Here is a 13,083-nt window from a genome sequence, read left to right as displayed (position 1 = left end):
GCAAGTGGAACTTATGCAGGATGCACGCAGAGCGGTACTGGAACTGCGCTATAACGGAAAAGATGTTACGCAGGATATCACTAGATCACTGACAGATTTTCAGTATAATGATGCTGCCTCGGGTTCATTAGATGATCTTACAGTTACGCTTGAGGATAGGGAACGCAATTGGCAGGGGCCTTGGTCACCGGTTGAAGGCGATCAATTGGTTGCTGTGATCCGGACGGTCAACTGGGATAAGCCGGGTGAAATCAAGAAGCTGCCGCTGGGCACCTTTGAGGTAGACAGTATTGATTTTAGCGGCCCTCCTGACACGATCTCGATTAAGGCGGTCTCGCTTCCTGTGACCTCCGAGGTCCGGATGCAGCGAAGCTCGCGCAGCTGGGAGAAAACCAATCTGAAAACAATTGCCGCTCAAGTGGCCAAACGCGCAAAGCTGAAATTAATCTATGAGGCACAGGACAACCCCTCTTATGACCGGCTGGAGCAGTCGGAGGTGTCGGACTTGGCGTTTTTACTGGACACAGCTATGCAAGAAGGTATCGCGATTAAAGTCTCTTCTGGAAGCCTGGTGCTTTTTGATGAACAGGAATATGAACAGAAAGCAGCGGTGGCCACGATCGTGCGGGGGGAGAGCAATGTGACGGATTACAGCTTCGCTTACAATACGGCCTATGCGGCTTATCGGGCATGTACTGTGACGTATACTCCCTCTCAGGACAAAGAGACTTTGAAAGCCACGTATACCCCTCAAGGCGCGCCTAAGAGCGGTCCCGTGCTTAAGATTAATGAACAGGTCGACTCACAGGCAAATGCGATGCGGCTGGCCCGCAAAAGGCTCCGGGAAAAGAATAAAGAGGGCGGCAAAGGTACTCTCTCGCTTATGGGAGATCTAAGGATGGCCGCGGGACTCACGATTAATATCAAAGGCTGGAAGCGTTTTGACGGCAAATACATTATTGAATCGGCAAGGCACTCTATTGGAAGCAGCGGGTATACAACCAGTCTGGACATTCGTAAAGTATTGGGGTGGTGAAAGGTGATACTTATTGGCAGGGTATCGACAGCTAATCCGGCAGCCGGAAGCGTGAGGGTTACTTTTGCAGACCGTGATGATATGGTTTCCGGCGAGTTGCCGGTGCTGACACCGGGCGGTTGGGGAAAAGGCAATGCAGTACCGTTGCCGGGAGAGCGGGTCGTGTGTGCCTTTTTGAATCATGCGCGTTCTACCGGGATCTGTCTGGGAAGCTATTTTGCAGATGACGGTCAGCCTTCCGGTACCCAGGATCAGCGGGGGGTATGGTTTGAGGATGGAAGCTATGTCTATTATGACCGTACAGCCCAAACACTTAGTGTCAAGGCAAGCGGCGGGGTGCGGATCGAGGGAGACTTGACGGTTACCGGCAAGGTGTCTGCCAGCTCAGTTCATGATGGAGGAGGCGGAACCGGATGAGTAATAAGAGCAACAGCAAAGAGCAGAAGCAAGATTATAAAATGAATAAGATTGGCAGTCTGGGGCCGGTAGTGTTTGTCGTTGCGGAGGGTGCGATTCGTACCATAGATGAATTCAAGCGCAGCAGCTCCAGCCGTTGGGCCCAGCACGATATTATCGGCAAGAAGCCCAAGAAGGAATTTCTGGGACCGGGGGCAGACTCCGTTTCATTCTCGGTTCAATTCTCGGCGGCGCTTGGCCTTAATCCGCGCAAAGAGCTGGACAGGCTTACTGAGCTGGACCGTGCCGGCAAGGCGATGCCGTTAATCATAGGACGAAAAAATGTAGGGGTAGGGCTATGGGTCATCAGCAGTTTGTCACAGGATTGGAACAGGCTGGATAGCATCGGCAATGTGCTGGATGCACAGGTCACGATCTCACTTGAGGAGTATGTAAAATGATGTATACCGTAGATATGACTCAACCCACACGGATTGATTTTAGCCCGGCAACGGTAGCAGAGGAAGTCGCTCAGAATATAAGGATGATCCTTGCTACTCCGCTTGGCAGCGCGCCATTAGCCCGGGGGATTGGCCTGGACTACTCCATTATTGATGAACCGGCATACATTGCTGAATCCCGCCTGACGGCAGCAATCATTACAGCCATAACGGAGCAGGAGCCGCGCGCAATCGTGGCCGATGTTTCTTTTCATAAGGATATAGAAGAGCAGCTTACAGGCAGCTTGGCCGTTGTACTGAAATATAGCCTGGCAGAGGAGGAGTAGGAATTGGAATATGCTGAATTACCGGATATCCGCTTTTCGGAGGAGGATGCAGCAGCCATACAGCAAAATGTCATCACTGTATATGAAGGCCTTGCCGGACGCACTTTACAGCCTGCCGATCCGGTGCGGCTTTTTTTGTCTTCACTCGCAGCAGTCATTATCCAGCAAAAGGTGCTGATCAATCAGACCGCCAAAGGAAATTTGCTGCGGTATGCCTCTGGAACGTTACTCGATCATATGGGGGCTTTTCAAGGATCAAAGCGGTTAGAGGCATCGGCAGCAATCGTTACGCTCCAGTTCACTTTATCCATTCCGCTGGCTTCAGCGGCTCCGATACCGGCAGGGACACGCGTCGGAGTACAGGGCGGGAAGGGCTCGATTTATTTTACAACCATGGAATACTTGGAGATTCCTCCGGGGGAGACAGCGGGAACGGTTAAGGCAACATGCTCCGAATCGGGGACAACAGGGAACGGATTCTTGCCCGGGCAGATTAATGTTCCAATGGACCCGCTGCCTTTTGTCCAGGCTGTAACGAATCTGACCGTCAGCTCCGGCGGCGCTGCTGCTGAGACAGACGAAGCATTCAAGGAACGTATACGTCACGCACCGGAATCATATTCAACGGCTGGACCTCAGGGAGCCTATGAATTCTGGGCCAAGTCCACATCCTCGGCAATCAAGGATGTTCATGCCTACTCTCCGGCACCCGGGCGTGTTACCGTGGTACCCTTACTCGCAGAAGGGGAAATTCCAGGGGAGGATGTTCTGAATTCAATTGCCGAGACTTTGGAGGACAGGGGAATCCGGCCGCTGACAGATCTGGTAACCGTGAGTGCGCCACAGCCAGTCAGTTATAATACTGCACTGACCTATTATATTAGCCGCAGCCGGGCTGCTGAGGTTCCGGGTATCCAGGCGGCAGTATCGGCAGCCGTTGCTGCTTATCAGCTCTGGCAGCGCTCCAAGCTTGGCAGGGATATCAATCCATCGGAGCTGATATCCCGTATCATGGCAGCTGGGGCACTACGGGTGACGGTGACAGAGCCTGTGTATAAAACCATGTCCGCAACTCAAGTGGCTCGATCGGGCACAACGGCACTGACTTATGGGGGGCTGGCAGATGATTAATATCCAGACCCTAAGCCTGAGCGATTTGATCCCGCCTTCCATTCGTAAGGACCCTGCCATGGCCGCGGCCGCAGCTGCGCTAGATATACAGCTGCAAGAGACAAGCGCTATGATTGCAGGTCTGAACATTTTCAGCCGGTCAGCGGAATGGACAGATGCGGAAACGGATGAGCTGGCCTGGCAATTCAAGCCGCCGTATTATGATCCGGCTCTGCCTGTTGAACAGAAACGGCTGCTGATTCAAAATGCCATTCCTTTTCACAGGCACAAAGGGACTGCCGGTGCAGTAGAAGATTTAATCGCCATTCTGTTTGGCCAGGGTGCAGTCGAAGAATGGTGGCAATATGGAGGAGACCCTTATCATTTCCGGGTGGTCACCAACAATGCGGATGTGACTGCTGCACGGGCTCAGGAATTCATTGCCGCTGTTGATGCGGTTAAGCGGTTGTCTGCTGTACTGGACAGCGTCACTATTTCACAAGCGGAGCCGCTGCCTCTTTATTTGGGCGGCTTTTTACATTTCGGGGAACATATTCAGATTTAGGGAGGGAATCATGTGGCAGTATTTGGAGGCATGACACTGACCAACAAAGGTCTTGTACTGCAGGGAAAAGCCCAAGCGGGGGGCAAGTTGAATTATACCCGCATTGCTGTAGGCGACGGTTCACTTACAGGACAAGCTGTTCCGGCGATGAATGGACTGATTTCGCCAAAAATCAGTTTGCCGATTACACGAATAACGACTCAGCCGCCCAATAAAGCGATTATTGGTTCCGTGCTGCGGAACGCGGATGTCTCCACGGGCTTTTACTGGCGGGAAGTAGGGGTTTTCGCACAAGACCCGGATGCCGGGGAAATCCTTTACGCTTACGCCAATGCCGGTGTAACCGCAGATTACATTCCGCCAGGTGGCGGATCAGACATTATCGAGAAAACATTCGATTGTGTCGTAGCAGTGGGCACAGCCGCCAATATTACCGCGGTTATTGATGAGTCGTTGGTGTTTGCGAAGAAGACCGAACTGGACACAGTGGATGCAGCCAAAGTAGATAAAGTCTCCGGCAAGGGCTTGTCCGCTAATGATTACACCACAGCCGAGAAGAGTAAGTTGGCCGGGATCACAGCAGGAGCAGGCGGGGCAGGCTCTGCAACAGACACGGTTATTGGCAGCCGGACGATATCTGACACGACAGCACCAACAGGAGACAGCGGCACCGTCACCAATCTGCTGGGTTGGCTGGCAAACACGGTCAAATCCATTACCGGTAAATCCTCTTGGCGCACAGCACCCGCAACAACACTGGAGGCGGCTAAGGCGCATGCGGATGATACTACCCGGCACCTGACGGCAGCGGAGCGGACGGCTTGGAATGCTAAGGAGACACCAGCCGGAGCGCAGGCCAAAGCGGATGCGGTGAAGGCGGCAGCTGCAACGGATGCAACCACGAAAGCGAATGCTGCTCAGGCAGCGGCTGCTACGGACGCTACGACTAAGGCAAATGCAGTTCAAAGTAACTTAAACAGTCATACTGGTAATACTACGCTGCACCTTACAGCATCGGAGCGTGATACTTGGAATGCTAAGGCTAATAAAGCTGATATTCCTTCAAGCTTACCTGCAAGTGGAGGTAATGCGGATACAGTAGATGGAATGCATGCCTCCATAGGAAATGCAGCTAACTCCATTGTGGCGCGAGATGCGAACCAAGATATAACCGTGCGCCGCTTTATATCAAATGCAGCAACAGGGACAGCCCCGTTCGTAGTGTCCAGCACTACGGCCGTGGCAAACCTGAACACTGATATGGTAGACGGGTATCATATCAACTTAGGAGCAGCAGGGAGTACGATTGCTGTCAGAGATGGAAATGGTGATATTACTTCACGTCGTTTTGTTTCAAACATGGTTACGGGAACGTCACCTTTTCTGGTGACATCTACAACACTCAACACTAATTTGAATGCAGACCTTCTGGATGGCTATCAGGCGACTTCATTCTTGAAGACACAAGCATTCAGTGGCACTGACTTCAACGAAATGACAACAAGCGGCCTGTTCAGACTTGGCGCAAACATGAGTAATAGCCCGATTATGCAAGGGAAGCCGTCAACTGATTACGGGCAAATGTTTGTAATGGCTGCCGGTGGGGACACAATTTTTCAACTTGCCTCACATTACAGCACTTCACGTCTTGTATTTCGCGTTGGGAATCCACCGCAATTGGGCGGGAGTGGCAGTTATCAAGAATGGAATGAGATATACACATCAAAGAACATTACTAAGTCGACTTCAGCGCCCTCAGGGGGTTCAGATGGCGACATTTGGCTGCAATATTCTTAAAAATGAAAGGAGTGTACCCAGTGCCTTTTCAAATAAACGTAGGCGGTATCTGGAAGACAACTAGGCCGTTTGTGAATATCTCTGGCGATTGGAAAGCCGTGAACCGTGGATATGTCAATGTACACGGAACGTGGAGGGAGTTCTACGCTTCCGTATCCAAGGTCATTCAAGGTGCAATTTATGGAAATCAGTCTTATTATGCGAAGCAATCTGACCACGTAGAACTATACGCTTACAACACAAACGGAGGCGGTGGGGATTGCGGAGCAGTTACGTCCATTCCCTTCGACCTGACCGGCAAGTCCACAGTGACATTCGATTGTGCCCTGGAAGGTCAATCCAGCATCCGTTCCGACGGTATATTTATAGTTTCCAAGGAACAATTCGGAGGAGGGGGGACGTATGATTATCGCACGTTCTCTGGTTCGTTGTTTACACGTAAATTGATGGATTTGAGCATCACCGGTGCGTCTGGCATGTACTACATTAGGGTCCATGCTTTCATTAACAGCGGCGTGGTTCTGTGGAAGCGTGTCCGGCTATATCGGATTTTGGTTGACGGTGTAGAAATTTGGAACGGGAGCAACTTAGGTTCGAGCTAAAGGCTAAAGACACGTCTAGAACAATAGCGAGTCTAGTGCGGCTTGACGTAATTGCTCCAGCGTGTACCGTAGATTCTTACGATTTCAGTGGCTTCCAGTTTTATATCAAACAAAAAATACAAATTTTTTATAAAGACGGAGCTTTGAATGCCTTCAGGAGGGCTATGAAACAATTCTCGCAGCGCAATCGCTTTCCTTGCATCAGCAGGATTACTTTCACCCAAATTGAACAAAACCCATTGACTTCACCCAATATTCAGATATAATATTTCATATAGAATTAGTCGGGATTAACCGTATAATTAATTGTATTCCACTTAATCCCGGCTGTATCCGGATGGAGGAAATGATAATGAACCTGCTCGAGAAAGAGGATTTAATCAGAGTGAAAGCGGAAGAACTGGAGAGTGCCGGGCCGGAGGAGATTATCCGCTGGGCGGTGGAGGCTTTCCCGAATATAACCTTTGCCTGCAGCTTCGGGGCGGAGGATGTAGTGCTGGTGGATATGCTGCAGAAGATTAGTCCCTCGACCGATGTGTTCTATCTCGATACGGATTATCACTTCAAGGAAACCTATGAGACCAGAGATCGAATGGCTGGCAAATACGGCTTAGAATTCGTGCGGGTCTCTCCGCAGCTTACGGTGGAGGAGCAGGCGCTGCAGTATGGTGAGGGACTGTGGAACACGGATCCCAACCAGTGCTGCGCAATCCGCAAGGTTGAGCCGCTGACCCGTATTCTTTCACAGTACGACGCCTGGATTACAGGTATCCGCCGGGATCAGGCGCCAACCCGGGCGAATGCGAAGAAGATCGAATATGATAACAAGTTCGGGCTTGTGAAGTTTAACCCGATTGCGGACTGGACCACGGAGGATGTGTGGAACTATATCCGCGAGAATGATGTTATCTACAATCCGCTGCATGACCGCAATTTCCCGAGCATCGGCTGCGAGCAGTGCACCCGTGCGGTTATGCCTGGGGAAGATCCGCGTGCCGGAAGATGGTCCGGATCGGATAAGACGGAATGCGGACTGCACAAATAATCTCATAAATAAACTTATCAATTAATCTAATAAATGAACTCATCAATAAGTAAGCGGCCCATCAGCCCCCATTGAGAAGGAGAGAACCCGGATGACTTCAATACAGCCTCATGGAGGCACACTGATTCAGCGCGTTGCAACAGGAGCAGAAAGAGAGGAACTGCTGAGGCAGGCAGCGTCCCGCGCATCTATCCCCTTGAATACTTGGACATTATCGGATCTGGACTTAATCGGTGTCGGGGCTTTCTCGCCGCTCACCGGATTCCTGAACGAAGCGGATTACCATTCGGTAGTCACCACTATGCGTCTGACGGACGGTAATGTATGGAGTATTCCCGTTACGCTGGCTGTCGGCGATGAGCTGGCGTCCACGCTTGCGGTGGGAGACCAGGTTGCACTTAAGGGGGAGGAAGACGGCGTCATCTACGGTCTGCTGGATATTGAGAGTATCTATAGTGTAGATCAGCAGGTTGAGGCGCAGCATGTGTTCAAGACCACCGACCCCGAGCATCCGGGAGTCAGTAAATTACTTGCCCGCCCTGCAACTTACGTAGGGGGTCCCATAACCGTGCTTAACCGGCCGCAGCCGGAGAAATTTGCCGAATTCTATTTCGACCCTGCGGAGACCCGCCGGATATTCGCGGAGAAGGGCTGGAGAACCGTTGTAGGCTTCCAGACGCGCAATCCGGTACACCGGGCGCATGAGTACATCCAGAAATGTGCGATGGAGGTTGTAGACGCTCTGTTCCTGAATCCTCTGGTGGGCGAAACGAAGTCTGATGATGTTCCGGCCAACGTGCGGATGAAGAGTTATCTTGCTTTGCTGAAGAATTATTATCCCCAGGACCGTACCTTCCTCGGCGTATTCCCGGCAGCGATGCGTTACGCGGGGCCGCGTGAAGCCATCTTCCATGCCATGGTACGCAAGAATTACGGCTGCACGCACTTCATTGTCGGCCGGGACCATGCCGGGGTTGGCGATTATTACGGGACATATGAGGCCCAGGAGATTTTCGCTAACTTCACGGCTGAGGAGCTGGGCATTACGCCGTTGTTCTTCGAGCACAGCTTCTTCTGTGTGAAGTGCGGCAACATGGCCTCCAGCAAAACCTGTCCGCACCCAAGCGACCAGCATCTGACGCTCTCGGGAACGAAGGTGCGTGCGCTGCTCCGTGACGGCCAATGTCCGCCTCCGGAGTTCACCCGCCCGGAAGTGGCGCAGATCCTGATTGAAGGCATGTCACCGGAAGCCGCTGTGAAGTCGTAATCGAATAGGAAGCATAGCCAGTACTATTTGGCCCTCTTGTCCCATATAGATGAGTAAGTATCTATGAGGACGAGGGGGTCTTTTGTTATGCCTGGAGGGCAGCAGCGTAAATTCTCAGTCTGGATCTCTTGGAGCAGCATCAAAAAAGGCATCCTGGGCGCAGTGCTGCTCGCGGTGATGATCGGTATTATTGCCTACGATATGCCGACTGCCAGGACGGTTAATTACTGGAGCCTGCCGCTCTCGGGTAAGGTCATTGCCATCGATGCCGGCCACGGGGGACCGGATGGCGGAGCGGTAAGCCGCTCAGGCCTGATTGAGAAGGATATTAATCTCTCCGTGGCCCTGTACCTTCGGGATTATCTGCAGCAGGCAGGAGCGATTGTAGTGATGACCCGGGAAGGGGATTATGACTTGGCCCAGGAGGACACCAAGGGTTATTCCAAGCGCAAGACAGAGGATCTGAAGCAGCGGGTGCGGAGCATTGAAGAGAAGGGGGCTGACCTGTTCGTCAGCATCCATATGAACAGTATTCCTTCCAACCGCTGGAGCGGGGCACAGACCTTCTATTATCCAGGCAGCGAGAAGAATAAGGCGCTGGCGGAACGGGTACAGGGTGAATTACGGGCTACGCTGGAGAATACCGACCGGGTAGCGAAGACCGCGAACACCATATATTTGCTAAAAGTGTTAAAGATGCCGTCCGTCCTGGTAGAGGTAGGCTTCCTCTCTCATCCGCAGGAGTCACTCTTGCTGGGGGAGGATGTGTACCAGCGGAAGGTGGCCACCAGCATTTACCGGGGCATTCTGCGTTACAGCTCCGAGCAGCCATAGCGCCACGGGGGAGGGACTACTCTTCCGGCGAAGGGGAATGCTATAATAGAGGCAAATACCGGAGCTTCTTCCGGAGAGGAACAGAGGTGCTTTCCATGCTGACCAGGGAACAAATTCAGGAACTTTTGCAGCCGCTGACAGACCCGGAAACCGGGAAAAGCCTGATTGAATTGCAGCTTATCCGCGATATCATGGTCAAAGAAGACCGCATCTCGCTGTCCATCGTGTGTCTGGAGAACGGGGAGAAGGAGCGGATGGTGCTGGAGCAGCAGGTCCGTGATCTGCTGGCGGAAGCCGGTGCGGAGAATGTTCATATCCGGCTGCGCGACGCCACCGATTATGAACGGGCTGTGCTGCGCGGAGAGAGCAGCGAAGACGGGCCGGACTCCGAACAAGGGGAGAAGCTCAAAGGGCACGCAGCCGGCCTTGAGGGCCATGAGCTGCTGAGTGAGAATTCGGGCGTGAACTTCATCGCTGTGGCCAGCGGCAAGGGCGGCGTCGGGAAATCGACGGTGACGGTGAATCTGGCTGTAGCCCTGGCCCGCCAAGGCAAAAGAGTCGGCCTGATCGATGCTGACATCTACGGCTTCAGTGTCCCCGATATGATGGGAATTGAAGAAGGACCGGTTGTGGAGGAAGGCACCATTATTCCGGTAGAACGCTTCGGCGTTAAGGTGATGTCGATGGGCTTCTTTATCCGGGAGAACAGTCCGGTGATCTGGAGAGGGCCGATGCTTGGCAAAATGCTGCGCCAGTTCTTCAGCGATGTAGGCTGGGGCGAGCTGGATTATATGCTGCTGGATCTGCCTCCGGGAACCGGCGATGTCGCGCTGGATGTGCATCAGATGCTGCCGCGCAGCAAGGAGATTATTGTGACCACCCCGCATGCAACCGCTGCCTTTGTGGCGGCCAGAGCCGGCTCCATGGCGCTCCAGACGGAGCATGAGATCCTCGGCGTGGTAGAGAATATGGCCTATTACGAATGCTCCTCCTGCGGGACGAAGGATTATATTTTCGGGCGCGGCGGCGGAGCGCGTCTGGCTGAGACGCTGCATACCGAGCTTCTGGCCCAGGTGCCGCTTGGCGCACCGGACAACCATATCTCCGAACCGGATTTCTCGCCGTCAGTCTATAAGGCGGATACGCCCACCGGTGCGATATTTGCAGATATTGCGGACAAGCTGATCACCAGATTGGAGCAGTAGACCCGCACGCCCAAATAAGGCCTGACCCGTTCTCCGGGCCAGGCCTTATTCATATTACGAACCGGAATCATCTCCGCCTTCCTGCTTCTTACTGTCGCCTCCGCCCTTATCCTCACCGCCTCCGCCTTCTTTACCGGCATCCTTCTTCTCCACCTTAGGCTGCAGCTCATCCTGGACGACCGTCTTCAGCAGGTCCAGCACCTCCATACGGAAGAGGGGGTTCTGCATAGCCTCCTGCATAATCGTCATGGACTGCTTGCGGTAATCTGAGGTCTTCGTAAGATCTAAGAACATCTTCATCATTTCGGGCGATTTCATGATTTCTCCAACCGACTTCTGATAAGAGGGGTCTTTGATCAGCTGAAGATGCAATTCCTTGCTCTGTTTATTGATGGCTTTGGCGAATTCGCCGGCAAATTGCGGATCAGTCATAATTTTCTCGATTTCCTTCTGATACTCGGGTGCGGTGATGGTATCCTTAACGGCAATACGGATCTGCTCCGTCGTCTGCATAGGCATCATCTTCATGCTCAGCCCGCTGGTGCTGCCGCCTCCGCCTTCTTCCGAGCTGGGGCTGGCGAGCGCCTCTTCAACCGCTTTTTTGCCTTCATCGCTTTTTAATATATCGACAACCATCGTCTTCATTTCCTTATATCCGACCTGTCCGGAAGAAGAACTGCTCTGTTCGCCACCGCAGGCCGTTAAGGCAAGCATCAAGCCCAGTGCCAAGCCTCCGGACATTATAGCCCTCCATTTCATTGGCGCTGCCCTCCTTTATAGAATCACTTGGTTGTAGTATGCCGCCGGAAGGCACATTTATGTTGCAGCCTGATGGTTTTTTGACGGTAACCTTGGTAAAATAAATCTGACACGGGGAGGTGAACAGGTCTGAGCTTAAGAAAATGGTTTTATTTGTTCTGGACCACGCTTTTAATCGGTGCAGGCGGGGCGGTAATCGCCGGTCTTGCCCTGCAGACAGTGAATGGCGGCATTCAATTCAAAAGCGCCGCAGATCTTTTCCTCTACTCCCTGATCCTTGTGGGCTACGGGGTCCTTGTAAGCGTATACGCCCAGCTCGGTTTTTTTGCCTACATGATTCTTAATTATACGGGCATCGGGGTGTTTCCGCGTAAAGCGTGGCGGTACATACAACTGGCGCTGGCTGTTCTTGCGCTGTTTGAGCTGATGTTCCTGCGGACCTTTGTCAGCGGCGAGCGGAGTGTTAGCTCGGATCTGACGCTGGGCATAGCGATTCTGCTGACCGCCGTCGTTGTGTCCTGGTTCAAAGTGCGCAGCACCAATGCCTCGGCGTGGATTCCAACCTTTTTCTTCATGACGGCTATTACCATCGTGGAGATTATCGGAGTTCTGCGGATCGGCGTAGACAGTGCAACCGTCTTTATTCTTGTTCCGCTTGTCGCCTGCAATGCCTTCCAGATTCTGATGCTGCACCGGATTCTGAAGCCTGCATCACCTTGAAATATCCTTTAACGCAAAGACCCCGTCCCACTGGATTGAACCAGGAAGGCGGGGTTTTGGCATTCACGCTGTTAACGGTTAGAATCAAGCTGTAGCGGTTAATCTTAAAGAACAGAGCGGAGGAGGGAATATATGAGTATCAAGCGCTATATGATAAAAGACACCGGTGAAACACGCCTGAAAGACCTTGACCCCGATGACCGCGGCGGCTTCAAATCCAAGGCAGAGGCTGAGGAGAAAATGGAGAAGCTGAAGGAGCGCCTGGCTGAGCTTCAGGATATCCTGTTTGCCCAGAAAAAGCATTCACTGCTTGTCATTCTGCAGGGCATGGACTCCAGCGGCAAGGACGGGACGGTTAAGCACATTTTCTCCGGCATCAATCCGCAGGGCTTCATCGTCACCAGCTTCAAGAAGCCGTCGCTGGAGGAGGAAGCTCACGACTTCCTGTGGAGAGTGCATATGAAGACGCCGCCCAAAGGGTATATTGCCGCCTTCAACCGTTCCCATTATGAGGATGTGCTGGTGCCCCGGGTACACGGCAGTATCAGTAAAGAGGATGTTAAGCGCCGTTTCCGCTACATCCGCCAGTTTGAGGAAATGCTGGCCGAAGAGGGAACGACGGTGATCAAGCTATTCCTGCATATCTCCAAGGAGAAGCAGCTGGAGAAAATTCAGGAGCGGCTCGACGATCCGGCGAAGCACTGGAAATTCGACGCCAGTGACCTGCAGGAGCGTGAATACTGGGACGATTATCAGCAGGCGTATGAAGATATTTTCCGGGAGAGCAATATTGACAAGGCGCCATGGTATTGGATTCCGGCTAATCACCGCTGGTACCGCAACTATCTCGCGCTAAAAATTGTGGTGAAGACGCTGGAGGGGCTTGACCTTAGTTATCCCAAGCTGAACACCCCAACGCCTGATATTTCAAGTCTGATCACTCCGCGCCACGGTTAAGCC

The 13,083-nt window shown here is 52.6% G+C and carries 15 protein-coding genes; 14 read left to right on the top strand and 1 reads right to left on the bottom strand.

Going from position 1 to position 13,083, the window contains the following annotated elements:
- The first annotated feature begins 13 nt into the window (after nt 1–13).
- The 12 genes from MHI24_RS12825 (at nt 14) to MHI24_RS12770 (ending at nt 10,644) form a co-directional block, all read left to right on the top strand.
- On the top strand, nt 14–1,036 hold the full coding sequence (locus MHI24_RS12825) for a contractile injection system protein, VgrG/Pvc8 family (protein ID WP_340026674.1): 1,023 nt from the start codon (nt 14–16) through the stop codon (nt 1,034–1,036).
- A 3-nt stretch (nt 1,037–1,039) separates the two neighbouring features.
- On the top strand, nt 1,040–1,453 hold the full coding sequence (locus tag MHI24_RS12820) for a phage baseplate assembly protein V (protein WP_340025993.1): 414 nt from the start codon (nt 1,040–1,042) through the stop codon (nt 1,451–1,453).
- Nucleotides 1,450–1,893, top strand: coding sequence for a phage tail protein (locus tag MHI24_RS12815; protein ID WP_340025992.1), 444 nt, complete (start codon nt 1,450–1,452; stop codon nt 1,891–1,893). The genes MHI24_RS12820 and MHI24_RS12815 overlap by 4 nt, the downstream gene beginning before the upstream one ends.
- Nucleotides 1,890–2,219, top strand: coding sequence for a GPW/gp25 family protein (locus MHI24_RS12810; protein WP_340025991.1), 330 nt, complete (start codon nt 1,890–1,892; stop codon nt 2,217–2,219). Before MHI24_RS12815 ends, MHI24_RS12810 begins: the two co-directional genes overlap by 4 nt.
- A 3-nt stretch (nt 2,220–2,222) precedes the next feature.
- On the top strand, nt 2,223–3,350 hold the full coding sequence (locus MHI24_RS12805; protein ID WP_340025990.1) for a baseplate J/gp47 family protein: 1,128 nt from the start codon (nt 2,223–2,225) through the stop codon (nt 3,348–3,350).
- Nucleotides 3,343–3,894, top strand: a complete 552-nt coding sequence (locus MHI24_RS12800; RefSeq protein ID WP_340025989.1) for a phage tail protein I — start codon at nt 3,343–3,345, stop codon at nt 3,892–3,894. Before MHI24_RS12805 ends, MHI24_RS12800 begins: the two co-directional genes overlap by 8 nt.
- A gap of 12 nt (nt 3,895–3,906) precedes the next feature.
- Nucleotides 3,907–5,691: a phage tail protein gene (locus MHI24_RS12795; RefSeq protein WP_340025988.1), complete on the top strand. Its 1,785-nt coding sequence runs from the start codon at nt 3,907–3,909 to the stop codon at nt 5,689–5,691.
- A 20-nt stretch (nt 5,692–5,711) separates the two neighbouring features.
- Nucleotides 5,712–6,293, top strand: coding sequence for a hypothetical protein (locus MHI24_RS12790; RefSeq protein WP_340025987.1), 582 nt, complete (start codon nt 5,712–5,714; stop codon nt 6,291–6,293).
- 352 nt (nt 6,294–6,645) lie between these two features.
- Nucleotides 6,646–7,338 (top strand): phosphoadenylyl-sulfate reductase, encoded by a 693-nt coding sequence (locus MHI24_RS12785; RefSeq protein WP_340025986.1) that lies wholly within the window; start codon nt 6,646–6,648, stop codon nt 7,336–7,338.
- A 91-nt stretch (nt 7,339–7,429) separates the two neighbouring features.
- Entirely contained in the window at nt 7,430–8,605 is a 1,176-nt protein-coding gene (gene sat, locus MHI24_RS12780) for a sulfate adenylyltransferase (RefSeq protein WP_340025985.1), read from the top strand.
- 87 nt (nt 8,606–8,692) lie between these two features.
- Complete coding sequence (cwlD, locus tag MHI24_RS12775) at nt 8,693–9,439, top strand: N-acetylmuramoyl-L-alanine amidase CwlD (RefSeq protein WP_340025984.1); 747 nt, start codon at nt 8,693–8,695, stop codon at nt 9,437–9,439.
- Nucleotides 9,440–9,534: 95 nt separating this feature from the next.
- The gene (locus MHI24_RS12770; protein ID WP_340025983.1) at nt 9,535–10,644 is read left to right on the top strand and encodes an Mrp/NBP35 family ATP-binding protein; all 1,110 of its coding nucleotides are present in this window, start codon (nt 9,535–9,537) and stop codon (nt 10,642–10,644) included.
- A gap of 54 nt (nt 10,645–10,698) precedes the next feature.
- On the opposite strand, the gene gerD is transcribed toward MHI24_RS12770, so the two are convergent.
- Nucleotides 10,699–11,385, bottom strand: coding sequence for a spore germination lipoprotein GerD (gene gerD, locus MHI24_RS12765; RefSeq protein ID WP_340025982.1), 687 nt, complete (start codon nt 11,383–11,385; stop codon nt 10,699–10,701).
- 147 nt (nt 11,386–11,532) lie between these two features.
- On the opposite strand from gerD, the gene MHI24_RS12760 reads away from it, so the two are divergent.
- Nucleotides 11,533–12,123, top strand: coding sequence for a KinB-signaling pathway activation protein (locus MHI24_RS12760; protein WP_340026673.1), 591 nt, complete (start codon nt 11,533–11,535; stop codon nt 12,121–12,123).
- 132 nt (nt 12,124–12,255) lie between these two features.
- Entirely contained in the window at nt 12,256–13,080 is an 825-nt protein-coding gene (locus MHI24_RS12755) for a PPK2 family polyphosphate kinase (protein WP_340025981.1), read from the top strand.
- The last annotated feature ends 3 nt before the right edge of the window (nt 13,081–13,083 follow it).

Source organism: Paenibacillus sp. FSL K6-1096 (assembly GCF_037977055.1).
Classification (GTDB): Bacteria; Bacillota; Bacilli; order Paenibacillales; family Paenibacillaceae; genus Paenibacillus_AQ.
Note: the sequence above shows the minus strand (reverse complement) of the source record. Positions and strands in the feature narration are given on the sequence as shown.

Excerpts from the sequence above, each read along its gene's own strand:
- MHI24_RS12825 (WP_340026674.1), top strand. The coding sequence starts at position 14 with ATGCAGGATGCACGCAGAGCGGTACTGGAACTGCGCTATAACGGAAAA.
- MHI24_RS12815 (WP_340025992.1), top strand. The coding sequence starts at position 1,450 with ATGAGTAATAAGAGCAACAGCAAAGAGCAGAAGCAAGATTATAAAATG.
- MHI24_RS12810 (WP_340025991.1), top strand. The coding sequence starts at position 1,890 with ATGATGTATACCGTAGATATGACTCAACCCACACGGATTGATTTTAGC.
- MHI24_RS12800 (WP_340025989.1), top strand. The coding sequence starts at position 3,343 with ATGATTAATATCCAGACCCTAAGCCTGAGCGATTTGATCCCGCCTTCC.
- MHI24_RS12785 (WP_340025986.1), top strand. The coding sequence starts at position 6,646 with ATGAACCTGCTCGAGAAAGAGGATTTAATCAGAGTGAAAGCGGAAGAA.
- sat (WP_340025985.1), top strand. The coding sequence starts at position 7,430 with ATGACTTCAATACAGCCTCATGGAGGCACACTGATTCAGCGCGTTGCA.
- cwlD (WP_340025984.1), top strand. The coding sequence starts at position 8,693 with ATGCCTGGAGGGCAGCAGCGTAAATTCTCAGTCTGGATCTCTTGGAGC.
- MHI24_RS12770 (WP_340025983.1), top strand. The coding sequence starts at position 9,535 with ATGCTGACCAGGGAACAAATTCAGGAACTTTTGCAGCCGCTGACAGAC.
- gerD (WP_340025982.1), bottom strand. The coding sequence starts at position 11,385 with ATGTCCGGAGGCTTGGCACTGGGCTTGATGCTTGCCTTAACGGCCTGC.
- MHI24_RS12755 (WP_340025981.1), top strand. The coding sequence starts at position 12,256 with ATGAGTATCAAGCGCTATATGATAAAAGACACCGGTGAAACACGCCTG.